Annotated in this window: 18 protein-coding genes; 13 read left to right on the top strand and 5 right to left on the bottom strand. The window is 73.1% G+C overall.

What is annotated here, in order from left to right:
* Nucleotides 1-776 precede the first annotated feature (776 nt).
* Complete coding sequence (ggt, locus tag ACFPM7_RS04480; RefSeq protein WP_378244105.1) at nt 777-2,561, bottom strand: gamma-glutamyltransferase; 1,785 nt, start codon at nt 2,559-2,561, stop codon at nt 777-779.
* A gap of 158 nt (nt 2,562-2,719) precedes the next feature.
* Between ggt and ACFPM7_RS04475 the strand changes: the two genes are divergently transcribed.
* Genes ACFPM7_RS04475 through ACFPM7_RS04455 form a run of 5 tightly spaced genes read left to right on the top strand, consistent with a single transcriptional unit; the run spans nt 2,720 to nt 12,540 of the window.
* Nucleotides 2,720-6,304 (top strand): DUF4132 domain-containing protein, encoded by a 3,585-nt coding sequence (locus ACFPM7_RS04475; RefSeq protein ID WP_378244103.1) that lies wholly within the window; start codon nt 2,720-2,722, stop codon nt 6,302-6,304.
* Nucleotides 6,301-7,374: an ATP-binding protein gene (locus ACFPM7_RS04470; protein ID WP_378244101.1), complete on the top strand. Its 1,074-nt coding sequence runs from the start codon at nt 6,301-6,303 to the stop codon at nt 7,372-7,374. The genes ACFPM7_RS04475 and ACFPM7_RS04470 overlap by 4 nt, the downstream gene beginning before the upstream one ends.
* Nucleotides 7,371-9,605, top strand: a complete 2,235-nt coding sequence (locus tag ACFPM7_RS04465) for a DUF5682 family protein (protein ID WP_378244099.1) — start codon at nt 7,371-7,373, stop codon at nt 9,603-9,605. The genes ACFPM7_RS04470 and ACFPM7_RS04465 overlap by 4 nt, the downstream gene beginning before the upstream one ends.
* Nucleotides 9,602-10,708 (top strand): VWA domain-containing protein, encoded by a 1,107-nt coding sequence (locus ACFPM7_RS04460; protein WP_378244097.1) that lies wholly within the window; start codon nt 9,602-9,604, stop codon nt 10,706-10,708. The genes ACFPM7_RS04465 and ACFPM7_RS04460 overlap by 4 nt, the downstream gene beginning before the upstream one ends.
* Nucleotides 10,705-12,540, top strand: coding sequence for a hypothetical protein (locus ACFPM7_RS04455; protein ID WP_378244096.1), 1,836 nt, complete (start codon nt 10,705-10,707; stop codon nt 12,538-12,540). Before ACFPM7_RS04460 ends, ACFPM7_RS04455 begins: the two co-directional genes overlap by 4 nt.
* On the opposite strand, the gene ACFPM7_RS04450 is transcribed toward ACFPM7_RS04455, so the two are convergent.
* Complete coding sequence (locus ACFPM7_RS04450) at nt 12,541-13,044, bottom strand: NUDIX domain-containing protein (protein WP_378245001.1); 504 nt, start codon at nt 13,042-13,044, stop codon at nt 12,541-12,543. It lies immediately after the preceding gene.
* 80 nt (nt 13,045-13,124) lie between these two features.
* Here ACFPM7_RS04450 and nucS point away from each other — a divergent pair, with 80 nt between their 5' ends.
* From nucS to dhaM, 6 genes are all read left to right on the top strand, one after another.
* The gene (gene nucS / locus ACFPM7_RS04445) at nt 13,125-13,784 is read left to right on the top strand and encodes an endonuclease NucS (RefSeq protein WP_378244094.1); all 660 of its coding nucleotides are present in this window, start codon (nt 13,125-13,127) and stop codon (nt 13,782-13,784) included.
* A gap of 171 nt (nt 13,785-13,955) precedes the next feature.
* Complete coding sequence (locus tag ACFPM7_RS04440) at nt 13,956-15,647, top strand: sodium:solute symporter family protein (protein WP_378244093.1); 1,692 nt, start codon at nt 13,956-13,958, stop codon at nt 15,645-15,647.
* A gap of 10 nt (nt 15,648-15,657) precedes the next feature.
* Nucleotides 15,658-15,930: a hypothetical protein gene (locus ACFPM7_RS04435; protein ID WP_378244092.1), complete on the top strand. Its 273-nt coding sequence runs from the start codon at nt 15,658-15,660 to the stop codon at nt 15,928-15,930.
* Between the two features lie 77 nt (nt 15,931-16,007).
* A complete protein-coding gene (gene dhaK / locus ACFPM7_RS04430) occupies nt 16,008-17,009 on the top strand; it encodes a dihydroxyacetone kinase subunit DhaK (protein WP_378244090.1) in 1,002 nt (333 codons plus the stop codon).
* Nucleotides 17,009-17,611 (top strand): dihydroxyacetone kinase subunit DhaL, encoded by a 603-nt coding sequence (dhaL, locus tag ACFPM7_RS04425; RefSeq protein WP_378244088.1) that lies wholly within the window; start codon nt 17,009-17,011, stop codon nt 17,609-17,611. The genes dhaK and dhaL overlap by 1 nt, the downstream gene beginning before the upstream one ends.
* A complete protein-coding gene (gene dhaM / locus ACFPM7_RS04420) occupies nt 17,608-18,282 on the top strand; it encodes a dihydroxyacetone kinase phosphoryl donor subunit DhaM (RefSeq protein ID WP_378244086.1) in 675 nt (224 codons plus the stop codon). The genes dhaL and dhaM overlap by 4 nt, the downstream gene beginning before the upstream one ends.
* A gap of 1 nt (nt 18,283) precedes the next feature.
* Here the strand turns inward: dhaM and ACFPM7_RS04415 are convergent, their stop codons facing one another.
* From ACFPM7_RS04415 to ACFPM7_RS04405, 3 genes are all read right to left on the bottom strand, one after another.
* A complete protein-coding gene (locus ACFPM7_RS04415; RefSeq protein WP_378244084.1) occupies nt 18,284-18,841 on the bottom strand; it encodes a DUF1062 domain-containing protein in 558 nt (185 codons plus the stop codon).
* A 175-nt stretch (nt 18,842-19,016) separates the two neighbouring features.
* Nucleotides 19,017-20,795 (bottom strand): 3-hydroxyacyl-CoA dehydrogenase family protein, encoded by a 1,779-nt coding sequence (locus tag ACFPM7_RS04410; RefSeq protein WP_378244082.1) that lies wholly within the window; start codon nt 20,793-20,795, stop codon nt 19,017-19,019.
* 718 nt (nt 20,796-21,513) lie between these two features.
* Nucleotides 21,514-21,720, bottom strand: coding sequence for an FmdB family zinc ribbon protein (locus tag ACFPM7_RS04405; protein ID WP_378244080.1), 207 nt, complete (start codon nt 21,718-21,720; stop codon nt 21,514-21,516).
* Between the two features lie 35 nt (nt 21,721-21,755).
* Here ACFPM7_RS04405 and ACFPM7_RS04400 point away from each other — a divergent pair, with 35 nt between their 5' ends.
* Both ACFPM7_RS04400 and ACFPM7_RS04395 read left to right on the top strand, forming a co-directional pair.
* Entirely contained in the window at nt 21,756-22,034 is a 279-nt protein-coding gene (locus ACFPM7_RS04400) for a hypothetical protein (protein WP_378244078.1), read from the top strand.
* 18 nt (nt 22,035-22,052) lie between these two features.
* Nucleotides 22,053-22,736, top strand: coding sequence for a hypothetical protein (locus ACFPM7_RS04395; RefSeq protein ID WP_378244076.1), 684 nt, complete (start codon nt 22,053-22,055; stop codon nt 22,734-22,736).
* Nucleotides 22,737-22,764 lie beyond the last annotated feature (28 nt).

The following is a 22,764-nucleotide window of genomic DNA, read 5'->3' as shown; positions in this document are numbered from 1 at the left end:
TGGCGGTGCGGGTGGGGCGTGCGGCGTTGAGCGTGTGGGCCTCGGGTGGGCGAGGTGGAGGGTGGGCGAGGTGGAGGGTGGGCGTTGAGGGAGCGATGCGTGGGCCGGCTGGCGGGGGCTGGAAGGCGTTTGGCCGGGATGTGCCGGGCGGGAAAGTGCGGATGGAGAGGTTGTGAGCCGGAGAAGGTGGAGGCCAGAGAGGCCTGGGCTGGGAGGCCGGGGGGTTGGGTGGACGTGGGGGCAGCGGGGGCGGGGTCGGACGTGTGTGGGCCAGTAGGTGTGGGTGCGGAGCTGGGGTGGGTGTGGGTCGGTATGTGCGGGCTGGCGAGTGCGGTGCGGAGTCGGATGGGTCTGGGGCGGAATGGCCAGGTCGGGTGGTTGACAGGGCGTGAGGCCGGAGCGGAGTGGGGTCGGGAGGGCGTGGGGTCGGGCGGGCGTGCGCTGGTAAGGGCGTAGGTCGGAAGGAGCTGGGGTCGGGAGGGGGCGGGGACAAGGTGTCGCGAAGGGAGGCGTGGGCTGGGCAGCGGGGTGGGCAGGGGTGTTGCCGAGGGGCGCGGCTTGGGTAGCGGAGAGGCGTGGGTGGAAAGGCGGGTTGGGTGGCGGGGGAGGGAAGGGGCGCAGAGGGGCGCGGGGTGGACGGCGAAGCGGGGAGGGGCGTGGGTGGGAAGAGGGCGGGTTGGGTGGCGAAGGTGGGGAGGAAGGCGTGGGGGCGGTCGGGTGTGGCGTGGGGTGGGAGGGCGGTCGCGGCCACCCGGGGGTGGCCGCGACCGGAGGGGTTAGGGGTGGGGGAACACGACGGCGGCGTGGGTGGTGCCTCGGCGGACTGGTTCGCCGACGGCGTGGATCTGGCCGTGTTTGGTGAATTCGAGGGCGGCGGCGGCGCCGATCTCGGTTTGGGGGGTGAAGACGTGGCCGCGGGCGGTGAGGGGGGCCGCGGCGGCGATGAAGGCGGGTTCGGCGACGGTGGTGGGGGAGTTGCGCTGGGATGCTCGGGGGGCGGCCACGGCTTCGGTGAGGGGCATGCCGAAGTCGATGCGGTTCACCAGGATCTGCAGGACCGTGGTGATGATGGTGGAGCCGCCGGGGGAGCCGACGGCCAGGAAGGGCTTGCCGTCGCGCAGGACGATGGTGGGGGTCATGCTGGAGCGGGGGCGCTTGCCCGCGGCCGGGAGGTTGGGGTCGGGGGCGTTGCCCTGGGTGGGGGTGAAGTTGAAGTCGGTGAGCTCGTTGTTCAGCAGGAAGCCGCGGTCGGGGACGACGATGCCGCTGCCGCCCACCATCTCGATGGTGTTGGTGAAGGAGACCACGTTGCCGCGGGCGTCGGAGACCACGAAGTGGGTGGTGTGCACCTCCGGCTCCGGGGTGGCGGCGCCGGGCGGGGGTGGGGTGCAGACGTTCGGGCCGTGGGGGTTGCCGGGGGCCGCCGGGGCCGGGAGGACGCGGATGGGGTCGATCAGGCAGGCGCGGGCGCGGCCGTAGGACTCCTTGAGCAGCTCGCGCTGGGGCACGTCCACGAAGGCCGGGTCGCCGATGTAGCGGTTGCGGTCGGCGTAGGCGAGCTTGCTGGCCTCCAGGTAGTGGTGCAGCGCCGCGTCGCGGGGCATCGAGCCCAGGTTGAAGCGCTCCAGGCTGTTGAGCGCCATGCCGACCGTCATGCCGCCGCTGGAGGACGGTGCCATGCCGTAGACGTCGTAGCCGCGGTAGCTCACGTGCGTGGGCTTGCGGTCGATCGTGCGGTAGTCCTTGAAGTCGCGCGTCGACAGCAGGCCCTTGGGCGGGGTGATGGTGGCGTCGTCGGCCAAGGGCGGGTTCTGCACCGCCGCCGCCGTGTCGCGGGCTATCGGGCCGCCGTAGAAGGAGCGGGTGCCGTGGCGGGCGATCTCGCGGAAGGTGTCGGCCAAATCGGGGTTGCGCATGATCGTGCCGACCTCGGGCACCGCGCCGCCGGGCAGGAACAGCTCCGCGGTCGAGTCGAACTGGCGGAAGCGGGCCTCGTTGGAGGCGATCTGCCCGCGCAGGGTCGGGGTCAGCGGGAAGCCGCGGTCGGCGACCCGGATCGCCGGCTGCAGCAGCTCGTCGAGGTCGAAGCGGCCCCACTTGTCCAGGGCGCGCTCCCAGGTGGCCAGCACGCCGGGCGTGCCGACGGACCGGCCGCTGGTCACCGCCTGGTCGAACGGATACGGCTGGCCCGTCGCCGGGTCGATGAACAGGTTCTGGTCCGCCGCGCGGGGCGCGGTCTCCCGGCCGTCGATGGTGGAGACCTTGCGGGTGCGGGCGTCGTAGTGCACCCAGTACCCGCCGCCGCCGATGCCGGTCATCATCGGGTCGGTCACGTTGAGCACGGCGCCGACGGCCACCGCGGCGTCGGCCGCCGTGCCGCCGCGGCGCAGCACGGCGATGCCCGCCTGGGTCGCCTCCACGGTGTCGGAGACGACCGCGCCGCCCCAGCCCGTGGCGTAGGCGCTCGACGGGGCGGGCGCGGCGGCGGCCGGGGTGGCCGCCAGCACGCCTGTCACCAGTAAGGCCGCTGTGAGAACCGCTGTACGGCGCGGATTTCGCATCGTCTGCCTCTTCCGATCGTCCGGCTTCGGTGACCCCATCCTCTACCCGGGTGCGGGGCTGAGGCCACAGGAACATCACAGCCTGTGGATAACTCGTCGGCTGTCGGTGCCGCCGGTTACCGTTCGCCTCGCAACGAAGTGGGCGGAAGGAGTCCCGGGTGCGGTTGGAGTACGTCGAAGGCGGATCGGCGAAGTTCTGGGAAGGGCAGCAGAACGGCACGTCGGTGACCGTCCGCTGGGGACGCATCGGCACCGCCGGGCAGACCAAGGACAAGGACTTCGCCGACGACGAATCCGCCCGGTCCTTCCTCGACAAGCAGGTCGCCGAGAAGAAGCGCAAGGGCTACAAGGAGACCGGCGCGCCGGAGACCGAGGTTCGTCCACTCGAACCAGTCGCGTCCACCCGTTCGGCCCAATCCGCCCCGACGCCCGCGGCACCCCCGGCCCCCGCCGACGAGGACGCGTTCATCCTCTCCCCGGGCCTGGCCAAGCAGGTCCTGCCCCGCCACGACCGCGGCCCGGCCAAGCGCCGCCCCGACCCGCAGGCCGACGCCGCCTTCGACGACGTCCTCGCCAAGGACAGCTCCACCGTCCGCGCGATCATCAAGCACGCGCGCACCGAGCCCGACCTGCGCGCCGCCGCCGAGCGGTACCTGGCGCGCGACCCCGACCCGCTCGGCGCCGCGGTCGTCGCCGCCGCGATCGGCACCCGGGTCAACTGGCGCAGGACCGACACCATGAGCCACGTCGGCGCGGGCTGGATCGCCCGGCACGGGACCGTCTTCGCCGCCGCGGCGTGCGTGGAGATGGCGGGCGTCGCCTTCAGCCAGAACGGCCGCGAAGGCCTGCACATGCGCCGCAGGCGCGACGACGAGGGCCTGGGCTGGTCGTGGACCGGCGAGCCCGCGGTGCTCAAGGTCCGCTCCGCGCTGGCCTCGGCCGAGGACTACGCCGCGGGTGTGGCCGCCATCGGCGAGCGCCGCGCGACCCAGGCCCAGCGGGTCGTCGCCGCGTTCCTGGCCCCCACCGAGGACGCGTGGGTGGACGAGGCGTGCGCCGAGGCCGCCCAGGGCGGCAACTCGCGCACCAGCGAGCTGTGGATGACGCTCTGCGCGCTGCGCACCCCGGAGCAGTTCGCCCAGCTGGAGCCGCACCTGTCGACCTGGGACCTGGCCCGCCAGCCGCGCGCCCTGCCCACCCTGGTCGCCGCGATCGGCCCGGCCATCGCGCCCGCGCTGGTCGGCCACCTCCAGCAGGCCGACGCCGACTTCACCCGCAAGCTGCTCTCCGTCCTCGGCGACCTGCCCACCGACCAGGCCTTCGACCTGCTGCTCGACCGCCTGGACGAGAAGTACGTCCAGCCCGTGGTGCTCGACGCCATGAAGCGCTACCCGCGTCGCGCCGTGCGCCTGCTGGCCCGCCGCACCACCCCGACCGCCGATGCCCTGCTGCGCGCCCACCTGGTCACCCACCCCGACCTCGCCCACCCCGACAGCGGCGTCGAGCTGGACGCCAGGGAACGGGCCAGGGTCGAGGCCGCCCTCGCCGCCACCGAGCGCCTGCCCGATGCCCCCGCCGACCTGCTCCCCGACGTGCTCGCCACCCCGCCGTGGACCCGGCCGCGCTCGAAGGAGAAGCCGGTCCGCGTCGAGCTGCCCGTCCCGGCGACGAGGGCGATGCGCTGGGCCGATGGCGAGCGCGCGCAGTGGACCGCGCTGGCAGGCCGCTACCGCCACGACCCGCGCGGCGAATCCTGGCCGTCGGTCATCGAGAGGCTGAAGGCCAAGCAAAGCCCGAACCACTACTACGAGCAGCTGCGCATCGTGCTGAGCGCGCCGGAGGAGCTGGCCAGGCCGCTGCTGCCCGGATGGAGCCCCGGCTACCGGTGGGGCTTCGAGGACTGGGGCTGCGCGCTGGTCGGCAAGTTCGAGACCGACGTGCTCGACATGCTGTTGGACGCGGTCTCGCGCGATCCGTCGCCGTCGGGGGTCACCCCGCTCATGCCGATGCTGGACGCGGGCGTCGTCGCGCTCATGGCCGAGTTCCACCTCCGGCGCAAAGGCTTGCGCAGGCACGCCATCGCGTACTTCGCCCGGCACGGCGCCACGGCCGTCCCGCTGCTGGTGCCCGCCGCCCTCGGCGCGGACGCCAAGGCCCGCTCGGCGGCGGAGTCCGCTCTGCGCCTGCTCGCCCGCCAGCTCGGCGACGACGCGGTGCTGGCCGAGGTCGTCCCGCAGGCCCGCGCGGGCATCGGCGCGCTGCTGGCCCGCGACCCGCTGACCGAGCTGCCCGCCCGGCTGCCCAAGGTGGGCGAGTGGGCCGACCCGGCGCTGCTCCCGCAGGTCCGGCTCGCAGGCGGGCAGTACGCGCTGCCGCTGAACCGCACCGCCGACCTGCTCACGATGCTGGCCATCGGCAAGACGGGCGAGCCCTACGCGGGCATGGAGCAGGTCAAGGAGGCGTGCGCACCACAGTCGCTCTCGGCCTTCGCCTGGGGGCTCTTCCAGCGGTGGCAGGCAGCGGGCTACCCGTCCAAGGACAGCTGGGTCATGGCCGCCCTCGGCCTCCTCGGCGACGACGACGTCGTCCGCTCGCTGGCCCCGCTGATCCGCGCCTGGCCGGGGGAGGGCGGGCACGCGCGCGCCGTCGCCGGGCTGGACGTGCTCACCGACATCGGCACCGATGTCGCCCTGCTCAACCTCAACAGCATCGCGCAGAAGGTCAAGTTCGCCGGCCTCAAGCACCACGCGCAGGAGAAGATCGCCCAGCTGGCCGCCGACCTCAACCTCTCCGCCGAGCAGCTGGCCGACCGCCTGGTGCCGGACTTCGGCCTCTCCGCCGACGGCAGCATGGTGCTGGACTACGGCCCGCGCCAGTTCACCGTGGGCTTCGACGAGCAGCTCAAGCCGTTCGTGTCCGACATGGACGGCACACCGCGCAAGGTGCTGCCCAAGCCCTCGGCCAAGGACGACCAAGACCTGGCCCCGGACGCCTACAAGCGCTTCAGCGGCCTGAAGAAGGACGTTAAGGCCGTCGCCGCCGACCAGATCCGCCGCCTGGAGCAGGCGATGGTCACCCTGCGGCGGTGGAGCGCCGAGGAGTTCAGCGAGCTGTTCGTCGCCCACCCGCTGCTGTGGCACGTGGTCCGCAGGCTCGTCTGGGCCGCCTACACCGAAGACGGCGCCGTCGGCTTCCGCGTCGCCGAGGACCGCAGCCTCGCCGACTCCGACGACGAGACCTTCACCCTCCCCGAGGGCGCGGTGATCGGCGTCGCCCACCCGCTGCACCTGGGCGAGTCGCTGGCCGCGTGGGCCGAGGTGTTCGCCGACTACGAGATCCTGCAGCCCTTCCCGCAGCTGGGCAGGCCCATGCACGCGCTGACCGACGACGAGCGCGCCGCCACCGATCTCAAGCGCTTCGAGAACGGCAAGGCCAGCACCGGCCGCGTGCTCACGCTGGTGCGCCGCGGCTGGGAGCGCGGCACCCCGCAGGACGCCGGTGTCGAGCCGTGGATCCTCAAGCCGCTGGCCGACGGCCGCGTGGTCGTGGTCGACCTGGACCCGGGCATCGCCGTCGGCGACGTGATGGCGCTGCCGGACCAGGAGGTGCGCGCCGTCTACATCGACTCCTCCGGCCAGGGCTACTACTGGGGGGCCAACCGCTCCGCGCACACCTTCGCCTCGCTCGACCCGGTGGTCGAGTCCGAGCTGATCGCCGACCTGAACGAGGTGTTCGGCAAGTGACCGCCAAGACGACCGACCAGCAGCGCCCGCCCGCCGAGGTCCGCTTCGCCGACGAGCTGGCCCGGCTGCGCGCCGACGACCCCGCGCCGCGCCCGCCGGGCTGGGCGATGAGCGTCGACGCCGCCCGCCGCTTCATCGTCGGCGACCCGGCGCGCGACGTGCCGCGCAAGTTCGTCGGCGACCCCTCGCTGGTCGACCGCGCGCTGATCACCCTGGCCACCAACCGCGGCCTGCTGCTGGTCGGCGAGCCCGGCACGGCCAAGTCGCTGCTCTCGGAGCTGATCGCGGCGGCGGTCAGCGGAGAGTCGACGCTGACCATCCAGGGCGGCGCGGCCACCACCGAGGACCACATCCGCTACTCGTGGAACTACGCGCTGCTGGTCGCCGAGGGCCCGTCGACCCGCTCGCTGGTGCCCGCGCCGCTGCTGCGCGGCATGGCCGAGGGCAGGCTGGTGCGCTTCGAGGAGATCACCCGCTGCCCGCTGGAGGTGCAGGACACGCTCCTGTCGCCGCTGTCGGACCGGGTCATCGCGATCCCGGAGCTGGAGGGCGAGGACTCGATGGTGTTCGCCCGCGAGGGCTTCAACATCATCGCCACGGCCAACTCCCGCGACCGCGGCGTCAACGAGATGAGCGCCGCGCTCAAGCGCCGGTTCAACTTCGAGACCGTCTTCCCCATCCCGGACCTGGCGACCGAGCTGTCGCTGGTCGAGCGCGAGGCGGCGGCGCTGCTGACCCGCTCCGGGGTGCCGGTGGCGCAGCGCCCTGAAGTGATGGAGGTGCTGGTCACCGCCTTCCGCGACCTGCGCTCGGGCGGCGAGCGGCTGTCCACGGTGATGAGCACCGCCGAGGCGGTGTCGGTGGCGCACGCCGTCGGCCTGCGCGGCTGGTACCTGCGTGGCGAGCCCGGCTCGCCGGAGGACGTCGTGGAGTGCCTGGCCGGGACCGCGGCCAAGGACAACGCCGACGACCTCGCCAAGCTGCGCCGCTACCTGGAGCAGCAGGTCCCGCGGCGCGGCGGCGCGCACTGGGCTGAGCTGCACCGGGCGCGCATGCGGCTGCCCGGATGACGACTGACCGGATGAAAGCGGTCTGGCCCGCGGACGCCGTCTTCGTCGGCGTCCGCCACCACAGCCCGGCGTGCGCGCGGCTGGTCGCGAAGGTCATCGACGAGCTGCGCCCGGCGCACGTGCTGATCGAGGGGCCCGCCGACTTCCCGGTCGCGGACCTGCTGCTCGGCCACGAGCCGCCCGTCGCGATCTTCAGCTATGTGCGCGGCGAGCACATGTCGTGGTCGCCGTTCTGCGACTACTCGCCGGAGTGGATCGCGCTGACCAGGGGCCACGCCGCGGGCGCGCAGGTGCGGTTCATCGACTACCCGGCCTGGCACAAGGCGTTCACCGACACCAACCGCTACGCCGACGCCGAGCGCCGCTACGCCGAGGCGATGGACGTGCTGTGCAGGGCGTTCTCCGTGGACAACGTCGATGTGCTCTGGGACCACATGGTCGAGGCGCACCCCGATGAGCGCTTGGCCGAGCGGCTGGTCACCTACTTCGACCTGGTGCGCGGCGAAGCCGACGCCGGCGAGACCGACACCGCCCGCGAGGCGTACATGGCCCGCTGGGTGCGCGCCGCGCTGCGCACCGGCGAGGGCCCCGTCCTCGTGGTGACCGGCGGCTTCCACCGGCCCGCGCTGGTCGCGCTGTGCGCCGAGGACGACGGCGCGACCGGCTGGCCCGAGGTCCCGCAGGCCGAGGAGGGCGGCAGCTACCTGGTGCCGTACTCCCACCAGCGCCTGGACGCCTTCACCGGCTACCAGTCCGGCATGCCCTCGCCCGGCTACTACCAGCGCCTCTGGGAGTCCGGCGCGGCCGAGGCCGCCCGCGGGCTCGTCGGCGATGTGGTGACCCGGCTGCGCGGGCGCGGCCAGGTCGTCTCCACCGCCGACCTGATCGCCGCGCGCACGATGGCCACCGGGCTGGCCGCCCTGCGCGGGCACCCCGAGCCGGCCCGCACCGACGTGCTCGACGGGCTGGTCAGCGCGCTGGTCTCCGACGGTCTCGACCAGCCGCCGCCGTGGACATCGCGCGGCACGCTCGCCCCGGGCACGCACCCGGTCGTGGTGGAGATGGTCGCCGCGCTCACCGGCGAGCGGGTCGGCGTCCTGCACCCGTCGACGCCCGCGCCGCCGCTGCTGGCCGAGGTCACCGGCCTGCTGGTCCAGCACGGCCTCGACGGCGCGGGCGAGGTCGTCGTCGACCTGGCCGCCGACGCCGAGCGCAGCCGGGTCCTCAACCGGCTGCGGGTGCTGCGCGTGCCGGGGTTCACCCGGGTCGGCGGACCGGTCGGCGGGGGCGACCCGGTGGCGGTGGAGCGGTGGCGGCTGCACCCCTCCGACCTGCGCCTGCCCGCCCTCATCGAGGCCGCCGCGCACGGCGCGACCCTGGCCGACGCGGTCGCCTCGGCGCTCTCCGGCGCGGTCGGGGTCGGCGCGCTGGCCACGACCCTGTTCGACGCGGTGCTGTGCGGCCTGGGCGCGGTCGCCGACCAGCTCGGGGCCGCGCTGGCCGAGCAGGTCGCCGACACCCGCGACCTGGCCGCCGTCGGCTCGGCGCTGGCGACCGCGGTCGGGCTCTGGCGCCACGACCGGCTGCTCGGCGCGGCGGGCGGCCCGCTCGCCGCCGCCGTGATCACCGCCGCGACCCCGCGGGCGCTGTGGCTGGTGGAGGGCGTGCGCGGCGGTCCCGGACCGGCCGAGCCCGCGCGCCTGGCCGCCGTCGCCGCCGTGCGCGACGCGGTGCGGCACGCGCCCTCGGTCGCCGGGGTGCGGGCCGAGGTCGCCATCGGCGTCGCCGCCCGGGTGGCCGCGGCCTCCGACGTGCCGCCCGACCTGCGCGGGGCGGCGCTGGGCCTGGGCCGCGCGCTCGGCGCGGACGTGCACGCCGCGGACGCCGTCCCGCGCGAGGCGGCCACCGTCGGCGACTGGCTGGCGGGGCTGTTCGCCGTGGCGCGCGAGGAGGTCCTGGACGACGAGGTGCTGCTCGCCGCGCTCGACGGGATCGTCGCGGCGATGACCGAGCACGACTTCCTCGTCGCCCTGCCCGCGCTGCGGCAGGCGTTCGAGTTCTTCCCGCCCGCCGAGCGGGAGTCCATCGCGGCCGGGCTGCTGCGCCGCCGCGCGCTCACCGGGTCGGCGCGGTCGCTGCTGCGGCTGCGCGCCGACCCGGTCGCGGTCGCCGAGGGGCGCGCCGTGGAGGAAGCCGTCGACCGGGCACTGGCGAAAGCGGGGCTGCTGTGACATCGGACCTGGAGCGCTGGCGGCTGGTGCTGGGCGTGCCCGCGTCGGGGGTCGCCGACCTCGACGCCGACACCGCGGCCCGGGACTCCGCGCTGTCCTGGCTCTACGGGCGCGACCCCGGGCTGGCCCAGCGCGGGGTGCGCGGCGCGGGCGGCGAGGGCTCGCAGCTGACCACTGTGGACTGGCTGGACGACGTGCACCGGCTCTTCCCGCGCGAGACCGTCGAGCGGCTGGAGCGCGACGCGGTCGAGCGCTACGACATCCACGAGGTCGTCACCGACCCGGACGTGCTCGCCCGCGTCGAGCCCAACCCGGCGCTGCTGCGCGCGGTCCTGCGCACCAAGCACCTGATGAACCCCGAGGTGCTGTCGCTGGCCAGGAAGCTCGTCGCCGAGGTGGTGCGGCAGCTGGTGGAGAAGATGGCGGTGGAGGTCAAGCGCAGCATGACGGGCACCAGGGTGCGCAAGCCGTCGCAGTTCAAGATCGCCCGCGACTTCGATTTCCGCGGCACGGTCAAGGCCAACCTCAAGCACTACCAGCCCGAGTCGCGCAAGGTGCTCATCGAGCACACCCGCTTCCAGTCCCGCACCCGCAAGCACGTCGAGCCGTGGCAGCTGGTGCTGCTGGTCGACCAGTCCGGGTCGATGGCGGGCTCGGTGATCCACTCCGCGGTCACCGCGTCCTGTCTGTGGGGGGTGCCGGGCCTGCGCACGCACCTCATCGCCTTCGACACCGACATCGCCGACCTCACCTCCGACGTCAGCGACCCGGTGGAGCTGCTGATGAAGGTCCAGCTCGGCGGCGGCACCGACATCGCCCGCGCCACCCGCTACGGCGCCGGACTGGTCGAGAGCCCGCGCCGGGCGATCGTGGCGATCGTCTCCGACTTCTACGAGGGCGGCGACGAGCACAACCTCGTCCGCACGGTGAAAGGCCTGGTGGAGCAGGGGACGCACGTGCTGTGCCTGGCCGCGCTGGACGAGGACGCCGTCCCCACCTACGACCGCCAGCTGGCCCAGCGCCTGGCCGACGTCGGCGCGCACGTCGGCGCGATGACCCCGGGGCAGCTCGCGGAGTTCGTCGCCGAGAGGATCGGCCGGTGAGCCGCCCCGACCTGCTCGCCCTGACCCAGGACGCCCTGGCGTCGCTGGCCAACAAGGGCTTGGTGAAGCGCGCCGCCAAGGAGGCCGCCACCGCCGAGGTGTCCTGTGTGGAGGACACCGTCACCGCCGTGTTCGGCGACGGCACGCGCGCGGTGCTCCCGCCGGGCGTCGGCCTGGAGGGCGGCACGTGCACCTGCGGCGCGCCCGGGGTGTGCAGGCACCGCATCGCCGCCGTGCTCGCCTTCCAGGAGACCGGCGCGCCCGCCGAGACCGTGACGTGGTCCCCCGGCTCGGTCTCCGACGACGAGCTGACCGAGCGCTTCGGCGCCCGCGCGCTCAAGGCGGCCCGCCGCGCCCACTCGGCCGGCTACACCGCCCGCGTCCGCCGCGATCCGCTCCTGGCGGAGATGGCCGCCGCGACGGTGCGCTTCCTGGTCCCCGGCGACCTGTCCTACATCGACTGCGACGCGCGCGAGTCCGCCCGCGCCGAGCTGGTGATCCTCGCCGTGTGGGCCTTCCGCGCCGCCGACGAGCAGCACCCCGGCGAAGCCGACACCACCGTCGACATCGGGGCGAGCGCCCCCGCGGGCACCTCCGGCGGTGTCCTCGGTGTCCGCGGTGTCCTCGACGTCGCCGCCGACCTGCTGGTCGGCGGGGTGAGCAGCGCGAACGAGGTGCTGGTCGCCGCCCTGCGCCGCGAGCAGGACGCCATGGAGAAGGCGGGCCTGCGCTGGCCCGCCGCCGCCACCGAGGACCTGGTCGAGCAGCTCACCGCCTACACCGAGCGCTCCGCGGCCCACGACCCGCGCCGCGTCGCCGAGCTGATCACCGAGCTGCACGCCCGCCACCGCGTTCCGCCATCGGCGCGCGCGTTGGGCACCGAGGAGCCCGCGCGGACCCCGCTCAAGCAGGTCCGCCTGGTCGGCCTCGGCGCCCGGCTCGGCCCGGACACCGTCGAGGTCTTCCTCGCCCACCCCGCCAACGCGGGCGTGCTGGTCCTGCGCCACCGCGTCACCCGGGTGGACGACAAGATCAGCTCCCGCCGCGTCGGCGGGGCCCGGCTGGCGGACCTGGCGATGGGCAACGTGGTGAGCGAGGCCGCGGTGCGCAGCGCCAGCCGCGTGGTGCGGTTCTCGGCGGGCACGCTGGCCCGCACCTCGGTGACCCCGCTGGCCGAGGCGTGGCTGGACCTGCCGGAGCCGCTGCTCGTGCGCGACGTCGGTGCGCTGCTGGCCGAGCTGGCCGACCTGCCGCCGCGGCTGGTCCGCGCCCGGATCGAGGCCGAGCACGTGCGCGTCGTCCCGATCGCCTCGGTCGGCGACGTCGACTACCACCCCGGCGCCCAGCGCGTCACCGCCACCGTCCACACCCCGGACGGCGCGAGCGCCACCATCACCCTCACCCACCGCGCCGAGGCCCCCGCCGCCCTGGACTCCCTCGTCCACGCCCTGCGCGACACGCCGCGCTGCGTCAGCGGCCCGGTCCGCCGGGTGCGCGGCGGCCTGGAGATCACCCCGCTCGGGCTGCTCACCGCCTCCGGCCCGGTCGCCCTGGACCTCGCCCCGGCCGACACCGCGACCCTGCACCCCAGCGGCACCGCGCCCGCCGACCCGCTCTCCGACGCCCTGACCCTGCTGGCCGAGTCCGCCCACCGCGGCATCGGCCACCTCCCGCCGACCTACCCCGACCGGGTCCGCGACACCGCCGACGCGCTGGCGGGCATCGGGCTCGCCCGCTGCGCCGAGGCGCTGACGTCCTGGGGAGGCAGTCCCGAGGTCACGCCGTGGGTGGACGCGCACATCCGCCTGAGCACGACGGCCGACCTGCGCTGATCAGCGCTGATTCGTGTGGTGGGCCTCGTGCAGCAGCAGGAGGGCGTAGGCGGCCAGGGACTGCGAGTCCACGATCTCGCCCTTGCGGACCATGGCCTCGAACTCGGCGCGGCCGAACCACGCCGCCCGCATGTCCTGCTCCTCCAGCTCCCGCTGCGCGTCGCCCTCGACGAGGTCGGTCGCCAGGAACACGTTGCCGCGCTGGCTGGTCATCCCCGGCGCGCAGTCGAGGTCACCGAGTCGGGTGATCACGCCCGCGACCAGCCCGGTCTCCTCGCGCAGCTCGCGGGCCGCCAGCTCCCGCGGCGGCAGGTCGGCGCGGTCGGGCGCGGTGCCCTGCGGGAACTCCCAGCGGCGCACCCCGAGCGGGTAGCGGAACTGCTCGACCAGCATCAGCCGGTCGCCGTCGAGGGGGATCACCAGCGCGAAGTCCGGCTTGTCCACCACGCCGTAGATCCCCGCGCTGCCGTCCGCCCGCCGGATCGCGTCCTCCCGGACGCTCATCCAGGCGTTCGCGTACACCTGCTCGCTGCCCACCGACTCCACGTCCGGCATTGTCCACGGCAGGGGCTAACCTGCTCCGCGTGCGTCTAGTGATCGCCCGGTGCCAGGTCGACTACGTCGGCAGGCTCACCGCCCACCTCCCCATGGCCAACCGGCTGCTCCTCGTCAAGGCGGACGGCTCGGTGTCCATCCACTCCGACGACCGCGCCTACAAGCCGCTGAACTGGATGACCCCGCCCTGCTGGCTCATCGAGGACCGCGGCATCTGGACGGTGCAGAACAAGGCGGGCGAGAAGCTGGTGATCACCCTGGAGGAGATCACCCACGACTCCGCCCACGAGCTGGGCCACGAGCCGGGCCTGGTCAAGGACGGCGTCGAGGCCCACCTGCAGGAGCTGCTCGCCCAGCACATCACCACCCTCGGCGAGGGCTGGACCCTCGTCCGCCGCGAGTACCCCACCGCCATCGGCCCGGTCGACATCCTCTGCCGCGACAACGCGGGCGCTGCCGTCGCCGTGGAGATCAAGCGCCGCGGCGAGATCGACGGCGTCGAGCAGCTGACCCGCTACCTGGAACTGCTCAACCGCGACCCGCTGCTCACCCCCGTCCGCGGCATCTTCGCCGCCCAGCAGATCAAGCCCCAGGCCCGCACCCTCGCCGAGGACCGCGGCATCCGCTGCGTCACCCTCGACTACGACACCCTGCGCGGCATCGAGCCCGACGAGTTCCGCCTCTTCTAGGCCACGGCACCCGGCGCCCTCCGCGCCCGATATGCACGATTCCGCTCGACGGCCCGGGAATCGGCCCGTGACCTCGGCATCCAGGGGCGAGCCGCTCGTCGTGCGGGACCGGTTCCGGAAGGCCATAGTGGGGCGCGATCACGGCGATCACTCCGGTCGGGGAGGGTGTCCATGCACGTGCTCGCGCAGGCGGACCTGCGGCTTGATGCCAACTGGGTCGACTACAGCCTGCTCGCGGTCTACTTCGCCGTCGTACTCGGCATCGGGTACCTGGCGCGCAAGTCGGTGTCCAGCAGTCTGGACTTCTTCCTGTCCGGCCGGTCGCTGCCCGCGTGGGTGACCGGTCTGGCGTTCATCTCGGCCAACCTGGGCGCGGTCGAGATCTTCGGCATGACGGCCAACGGCGCCCAGTACGGCATCCCCACGGTCCACTACTACTGGATCGGCGCCATCCCGGCGATGGTGTTCCTCGGCCTGGTGATGATGCCGTTCTACTACGGCTCCAAGGTCCGCAGCGTGCCGGAGTTCCTGCTGCGCCGCTTCGGCAAGTTCGCGCACCTGGTCAACGGCCTGAGCTTCGCCACGGCGCAGGTGCTGATCGCCGGTGTCAACCTGTTCGCGCTGGCCACCGTGGTCAACCTGCTGCTCGGGTGGCCGCTGTGGCTGTCGGTGGTGGTCGCGGCGGCGATCGTGCTGGCCTACACCTCGCTCGGCGGGCTCAGCGCGGCGGTCTACAACGAGGTCATGCAGTTCTTCGTCATCCTGGCGATGCTGCTGCCGCTGACCTTCGTCGGCCTGCACCGCGTCGGCGGCTGGGAGGGGCTGGTCGAGAAGATCAGCGGCCAGGCCGACGCCGCCGAGCAGCTCAACAGCTGGCCCGGCACCAACCTGACCGGCATCGGCGACCCGGTCATGTCCGTTCTGGGCATCGTGTTCGGCCTGGGCTTCGTGCTCAGCTTCGGCTACTGGACGACGAACTTCGCCGAGGTCCAGCGGGCCATGTCGGCCAAGTCGATGTCGGCGGCGCGGCGCACCCCGCTCATCGGCGCCTATCCCAAGACGCTGATCGCGCTGGTCATCATCATCCCCGGCATGATCGCCGCGGTGCTCTCGCCCGAGCTGGCCGAGTACAAGGCCAGCGGCGGCACCGCCGAGAACGGCGTCACCTACAACAACGCGATCCTGCTGCTCATCCGCGACCTGCTGCCCAACGGCATGCTCGGCATCGCGATCACCGGTCTGCTGGCGGCGTTCATGGCGGGCATGGCGGCCAACGTCAGCTCGTTCAACACCGTCTTCACCTACGACATCTGGCAGGCCTACATCCGCAAGGACCGGCCGGACGAGTACTACCTGCGCGTCGGCCGGATGGTGACGATCCTGGGCTGCGTGGCCGCGATCGGCACGGCGTTCATCGCGGCGAGCTTCAACAACATCATGGACTACCTGCAGACCCTGTTCGGCTTCTTCAACGCGCCGCTGTTCGCGACGTTCATCCTGGCGATGTTCTGGAAGCGGATGACGCCGATGGCCGGCGGCGTCGGCCTGCTGGCGGGCACGGGCGCGGCGGTCACCGTCGACGTGCTCAACCGCAACGGGGTGCTGGAGCTGGCGGGCCAGGGGGCGAGCTTCGTCGCCGCCATCACCGCGTTCGTGGTCGACATCGTGGTCAGCGTCGCGGTGTCGCTGGTGACCAAGCCGAAGCCGGACGAGGAGCTGGTCGGCCTGGTCTGGTCGCTGACCCCGCGCGACTCGCTGCGGCACGAGACCACCGGCGACGCGGCGGGCTGGTACCGCAGGCCGGGTGTGCTGGCCGCGGGTGTGCTGGCGCTGACCACCGTCCTGAGCATCATCTTCTGGTGAGGAGGGCCTGATGGCCAAGCGAGCCGGTCTGTTCGACCTGCGGGGCGTCATCGCCCTGCTCTTCGGGGTCTACGGCGTGGTCCTGACGCTGCTGGGTCTCTTCGCGACCACCGAGGAGGACCTGCGCAAGTCCGGCGACATCAACGTCAACCTGTGGATGGGGGTGGCCATGCTCGTCACGGCGGCGCTGTTCGGCCTGTGGCAGCGGCTGCGGCCCCTCGCCGTCCCCGAGGAAACGCCCGACAAGGCCCCCGAAGAGGCCCCCGCCGACACCGACAGGTGATCACCCCGCCGGATCGGGTGCTACCGCCGGGCCGGTCCCGGGTGTAGGAACGAACCGGGACTCAAGGAGGCGACCCGATGAAGAAGATCATCAACGAGCCGGGGACGGTGGTCGCCGAGAGCCTGCGCGGCCTGGCCGTCGCGCACGCCGACCTGCTGCGGGTGGTCGACGACCCGGCCCAGGTGCTGCGGGTCGACGCGCCGGTCGCCGGGAAGGTCGCGGTGGTCTCCGGCGGCGGCTCCGGGCACGAGCCGCTGCACGGCGGCTTCGTCGGGCCGGGGATGCTCGACGCCGCCTGCCCCGGCGCGGTGTTCACCTCGCCCACCCCCGACCAGGTGCACGCCGCGGTGACCGCCGTCCACGGCGGCGCCGGGGTGCTGCTGCTGGTCAAGAACTACACCGGCGACGTGCTCAACTTCGAGACCGCCGCCGAGCTGGCCGCCGCCGACGGCATCGACGTGCGCACCGTCGTCATCGATGACGACGTCGCGGTGCAGGACTCGACGTGGACGGCCGGGCGGCGCGGCGTCGGCGGGACGGTGCTGCTGGAGAAGATCGTCGGCGCGGCCGCGGAGTCCGGGGCCGACCTGGACACCTGCGAGCGGCTGGCCAGGGCGGTCGTGGCGGACGTGCGCTCGATGGGGATGGCGCTGAGCGCCCCGACCGTGCCGCACGTCGGGACCCCGAGCTTCGAGCTGGCCGCCGACGAGATGGAGGTCGGCATCGGCATCCACGGCGAACCCGGCCGCGCCCGCACCCCGCTGCTGCCCGCCGACGCCCTGGTCGCCAGCCTGCTGGACCCGATACTGGCCGACCTGCCCTTCGCCGAGGGCGACGACGTGCTGCTGTTCACCAACTCGATGGGCGGCACCCCGCTGCTGGAGCTGTACCTGGCGCACGGCATCGCCGAGGACGTGCTGGCCGCGCGCGGCATCGAGGTCAAGCGGCGGCTGGTCGGACCGTACGTCACCAGCCTGGAGATGCAGGGCATGAGCCTCACGCTGCTGCGCCTGTCCGAGGAGATGCTGTCCTACTGGGACGCCCCCGTGCACACCGCCGCCCTGCGCTGGGGCCGGTGATGGGCTGCGACACGGCCGCGGTGGCCGCCGCGGTGCGCCGCGCGGCGGCGGCCGTGGCCGAGCACCGCGACGAGCTGGTCGACCTCGACAAGGCCATCGGCGACGGCGACCACGGTGAGAACCTCAAGCGCGGCTTCGGCTTCGTGGTATCCGCATTGGACAGTGCCGACCCCGGGACGCCCGGCGCGGTGCTCAAACTGGTCGCCACGACCCTGATCTCCAAGGTGGGCGGCGCGTCCGGCCCGCTGTACGGGACGGCGTTCCTGCGGGCGGCGACGGCCGCGGGCGACAGCGCGGAACTGGACCTCGCCGTGGTGCTGCAGGCGGCGCTGGGCGGCATCACCGACCGCGGCAAGGCCGTCGCCGGCGACAAGACGATGGTCGACGCCCTCGCCCCCGCCGTCCAGGTTGCGCTGGCCGGCGGCGACCTGACCGCGGTCGCCGACGCCGCCGACCAGGGCGCGGAGTCGACCATCCCGCTGGTCGCGCGCAAGGGCCGGGCATCCTACCTCGGCCAGCGCAGCGCGGGCCACCTCGACCCCGGCGCCCGGTCGACCGCGGTGATCCTGCGCGCCTTCGCCGCCGAGGGCGGCGGCGCGTGAGCCGCGTCGGCTTGGTGCTGGTCTCCCACAGCGCCGAACTGGCCGCGGGCCTGGCCCGCCTGGCCGCCCAGATGGCCCCCGACGTGACGATCGTCCCCGCGGGCGGCGCCGACGGCGACCTGGGCACCGACTTCGACCTGGTCTCCTCGGCGCTGGCCCGTGCCCAGTCGGGCGCGGGCGTGGTCCTCCTGTACGACCTGGGCAGCGCCAAACTGGTGGCCGACATCGCCGTGGAGATGCTGGGCGACCCGGGAACCGCCGCCGTCGTCGACGCCCCGTTCGTCGAGGGCGCCATCGCCGCCGCCGTCGCCGCCCAGTCCGGCGACCCGATGGACGCGGTCCTGTCCGCCGCCGCCTCAGCCCTGGCCGGCCACGGCGACGCCGCCGAAGCGGACCACGGCCACGCGGGCAGCCGGATCGATCTCGTGCTCACCAACGACGTCGGCCTGCACGCCCGCCCGGCGGGTCTCGTCGTCCGCTCCCTGGCCGGCGTGGACGCCCAGGTCACGGTCTCCCACGCGGGCCGCACCGCCGACGCCAGGAGCGTCCTGGCCCTGCTGGGCCTGGGCGCTCACTCCGGCGCGACGATCACCGTGGCCGCCGAGGGCCCGGACGCGGCCGAAGCCCTCACCCGCATCCGAGCCCTCGCCGAATCCCACTTCACGGACTGACTCAGCGCTTCAGGGTGAAGGTGAAGTCGTCGGAGAGCCTGCCGCCCAGGCGGACGGCGGAGACGAGCCTTCCCCGCGCGATGAGGCGCTCGACCTCGCCGCGCGTCAGGCGGCAGCCCTCGGCGATCAGGCTCACCGGGCGCACCGGTATCCGCGCGGCGAAGCGGACGGACACGTCCATCACCTCGACCACGTCACCGTCGAGGTGGTCGGTGCCGCCGGTGTCGAGTCGCCAGGCGTCGGTCCAGTCCAGGGTGACGCGGTTGCGGTGGTGCACGGCTGATCGCTGGAGCAGGTCGGCGACCAGGTCGAAGTCGTTGTCGCGCAGGCGTTCCAGCAGATCCGGGCGGACGGAGCGGACGTGGACGCGCTCCAGCACCGCGAGCTTGGCGGTCTCGCCGCAGCCGGTGCAGAGGACGAGCAGCCACGCGTCGAGGAGCTTGTGGTTGGCGTTGACCCGGAACTTGCCGCTGGCCTGGAAGCGCTCGCACGCGCACACGGCGCAGCGGCGTCGGACCAGCGGGAGTCGGGTGGGCAGGACAGCCCAAGTAGAGAGCATGGGAGTACACCGATTCCAGTGAGGATTCCGCAGCAAGGGAAGCGCGGTGCGCCACTGCGCACCGCGCTGAAGATCAGCGCTTGGGAGAACTCACTGGGTGTACAACGGCACGACCTTCGCCTGGACGACTCTGGCCGCACCGTAGAGGCGCGCGGACGGGCCGCGCCACCGGTTTCTAGCTGTAGTCGCGGAAGCCCTTGCCGGTCTTGCGGCCGAGGCGACCGGCGGTGACCAGGTGCTCCAGCAGCGGCGCGGGGGCGTAGCCGGCCTCGCGGAACTCGTTGTAGAGGGTGCGCTGGATGGCGAGGGAGACGTCCAGGCCGACGACGTCCAGCAGCTCGAACGGGCCCATCGGGAGGCCGCAGCCGACCTTCATCGCGGTGTCGATGTCGTCGGCGTCGGCGTAGTGGGCTTCGAGCATCTTCACCGCGTCGTTGAGGTACGGGAAGAGCAGGGCGTTGACGATGAAGCCCGCGCGGTCACCGCAGTGCACCGGCTGCTTGCCGACCTCCAGGCACAGCGCGCGCGACGTGGCGACGACGTCGGCCGAGGTGGAGATGGTCTCCACGATCTCGACCAGCTTCATGATCGGCGCCGGGTTGAAGAAGTGCAGGCCGATCACGTCGCCGGGGCGCGCGGTGGCGGCGGCGCACTCGATGACCGGCAGCGACGACGTGGTGGTCGCCAGGATCGCGCCCGGCTTGACGACCTCGTCCAGCGCGCCGAAGACGGCCTGCTTCACCGCCAGGTCCTCGGCGACGGCCTCGATGACCAGGTCGCAGCCCGCCAGCTCCTCGAACTCCACGGCGGGGGACACCCGCGCCAGGATCTCGTCGCGGGCGTCCTCGGCCAGCTTGCCCTTGGCGACCTGGCGGTCCAGCGACTTGCGCACCTTGCCCAGCGCGGCCTGCGCCTTGTCGGCGGTGCGGGCCCGCAGCACGACGTCGAACCCCTTGCGCGCGAACACCTCCACGATCCCGGTCGCCATGGTCCCGGTGCCGACGACCCCGACCCGGCGCACCTCGCGCAAGGTGACCCCGCCGTCGCCGCCCGCCGCGGGGGTGTGGGCGTCGGCGACGACGGTGGGGGAGTCGGGGCCGTCGTAGGTGTAGAAGCCGCGGCCGGTCTTGCGGCCGAGCAGGCCCGCGGTGATCATCTGCTTGAGGATCGGCGACGGCGCGTGCAGGCGGTTGCGGGACTGGCCGTACATCGTCTCAAGGATCTCGTAGGCGGTGTCGAGGCCGATCAGGTCCAGCAGCGCCAGCGGGCCCATCGGGTAGCCACAGCCGAAGCGCATCGCGGCGTCGAGGTCCTCGCGGGTGGCGTAGCGCTGCTCGTACATCGACACGGCGTGGTTGAGGTAGCCGAACAGCAGCGCGTTCGCGATGAACCCCGCCCGGTCACCGATGACGACCGGCTCCTTGCCCAACCCCCGCGCGAACTCCACGACATCGGCGACGACGTCCGGCTCGGTGACGACGGTGCGGACGATCTCGGTCAGCTTCTGCACCGGGGCGGGGTTGAAGAAGTGCAGCCCGACAACCTTGCCGGGACGTCCGGTGTGGACACCGATCTCGGTGATCGACAGGGAGGAGGTGTTGGAGGCGAGGACGGCCTCGGGAGCGACGATCTTGTCCAACTCGGCGAAGATCCGGGCCTTGGCGTCCAGGTCCTCGGGGATGGCCTCGATGACGAGGTCGGCCTCGGCCAGGTCGTCGAGGCTGGTGCTGTAGGTGATGCGGCTGAGGATCTCGGCGTGCTCGGCCTCCCCGATCTTCCCCTTGGCCAGCGCCCGAGCCGTCGAATGCGCCACCCGCTCCTTCCCCCGCGCAACCCCCTCCTCATCAAAGTCGACCCCGACCACGCCAAGTCCCCTGCGCGCAAGCACCTCGGCGATACCCGCCCCCATGGTCCCCAGGCCGACGACCCCGATGATGGAGAACTCCCGCGCCACAGCGACCTCCCGATCGACTAGCTACCTACGGGTAACTTCCGCCCGATCCTGCCACGCCCACGCCCCACCGCCAGGTGAACTCCACCACTGGACCGTTACCGAACCCACCCGCCGCCCACCGCCATTCCACCTGTCCCGCCCTCTTTCGCCTGCGCCTCCCGCCCCGGCTTCCCGCCCGCTCTCGCTTCCCTTCCACCTGCCGACCGCGTCCTCCGCTTCCCCTTGCCGCTCCGCCGACAATCCTGTTCATCGCGGACGAACTTCGTCACTCCGGACAATTCCGTTTGTCGGCGGACGGACAGGCTGAATGAGCCCGGACAAAGTGAATCGACACGGAAAAGAAAAGTAGGCGCGGACAAAGAAGATGCGCTCGGCCCGCGCGGTGGAGTCGTGGCTTGGTTGCAGCGGGCTGTCCGCGCCGTGCAGCTGGTGAGGGTGAGCCATGGGCGGACGCCTGGATGTGCGGCTGGCGGGATGGCACAGGTGGGCGGAAGGTCCCGGGACGTGCCGCTGGAGGGGGGTGCGCCTGGGTGAGGACGTCCCGGGGCGTGCGGCCGGCAGGGGAGAGCTTGGGGTGGAAGGTCCCGGGACGTGCCGCCGGTGGGGAAGGAGCCTTGGGGCGGAAAGTCCCGAGGCGTGCCGCCGGCGGAGAAGGAGCCTGGAGCAGAAGGTTCGGGGTGTGCGGCTGTGGCGGGGCTGTGGTTGGGGCGGCGGGTGGTCAGCCGCAGCAGCCACCACCGCAGCAGCCACCGCCGCCACCACCGGCGGGAGCCGCAGCGCTGCCGGAGAGACCCGCCATGGTCAGGAGTTTCACCGTGTCCTCGTGCCCCGTGGGGCAGGCGGCCGGATCGCCCGCGGCGCTCATTGGGCGCTTGACGTCGAAGGTGGTGCCGCATTCGCGGCAGCGGAACTCGTAGGTGGGCACGCGACCATTGTGCAGCACGCTTACGCTCGGGAGCCGTGCCTCGTCGCAATCGTGCCCAGTCGTCGCAGCCTCGTGCGCTCAGCGGGGCCCTCGCTGATCAGCGGCGGGAGTCGGGGGGTGATGGGGAGTGGTTGGTTCGGACGGTTCCGGGTACTCAGGCGGTGAAGACGTATCGGTGCCCCGGGTGCGACCACGAGATCAGGCCGGGAGTCGCGCACCTCGTGGTGTGGTCGGCTGAGGAGGGCGGATCGGTTGCGGATCGGCGGCATTGGCACAGTGGATGTTGGTCGGCGCGCTCGCGTCGCAGGTGGTGATGGACGATCATGAGGACTATGGAATCCCTGCCCTGCCCCAAGGTGTGGCGGCGTCCTGACGGGACCCCGCGTCAGGATTCGGTGCCGCGCGGCGCGGCCTGCACGGTCGTCGTCGGCGGGGAGAGCGGGCTGCTGCTGCCGAGCAGGGGAACCAGTCGGACGGCGGCGTTCGTGCTGGTCGGAGTGGGGGTCGTGCTGGCGGGGCTGTCCGGGTTCCTGGTGACGGGCGATGCCGTCATCGGGGTCGTGGGCGGTGTGGTGCTCGGGTTGCTCGGCGTGCTGCTGATCGCGGCCGGGCTGTTCGCGCTCAAGCACCGGCCGGTGGCGACCGGGCTCGTGCTGACGCCGGAGGGGATCGCGCTGTCGTGGTTGCGGCCCGCGGTCCGGGTTCCGTGGGAGGTGATCACCGAGATCCGGCCGCTGGCGCTGCGGCTGGGGCGCGGGGCGGAGGCGCCCAGCCGCAACTACCTCGGGGTCGTCGCCAGCGGCAGGCCCGATGTCGGCGAGCGCATGCGCAAGATCGCCTCGCGGTTCGGGCCGGATGTCGCCTGCGCGGTGCAGGTCGGCACGATCAACATCGACCAGCTCGTGATCCTGCACACGCTGATGTACTACCGCGACCACCCCGAGGCCCGCGCCGAGCTCGGCGAGGACGCCGCGGTGCTGCGGGTGCGCGAGGGGCGGCTGCGCGACGTCGAATGACGTGCGGCGGCAGGCGAGTGCGGCGCAG

Origin of the sequence: Actinokineospora guangxiensis (assembly GCF_042657845.1) — a bacterium.
Lineage (GTDB): Bacteria > Actinomycetota > Actinomycetes > Mycobacteriales > Pseudonocardiaceae > Actinokineospora > Actinokineospora guangxiensis.
The sequence above is the reverse complement of the archived record's forward strand: the minus strand, read 5'-3'. Positions and strand labels throughout refer to the sequence as shown.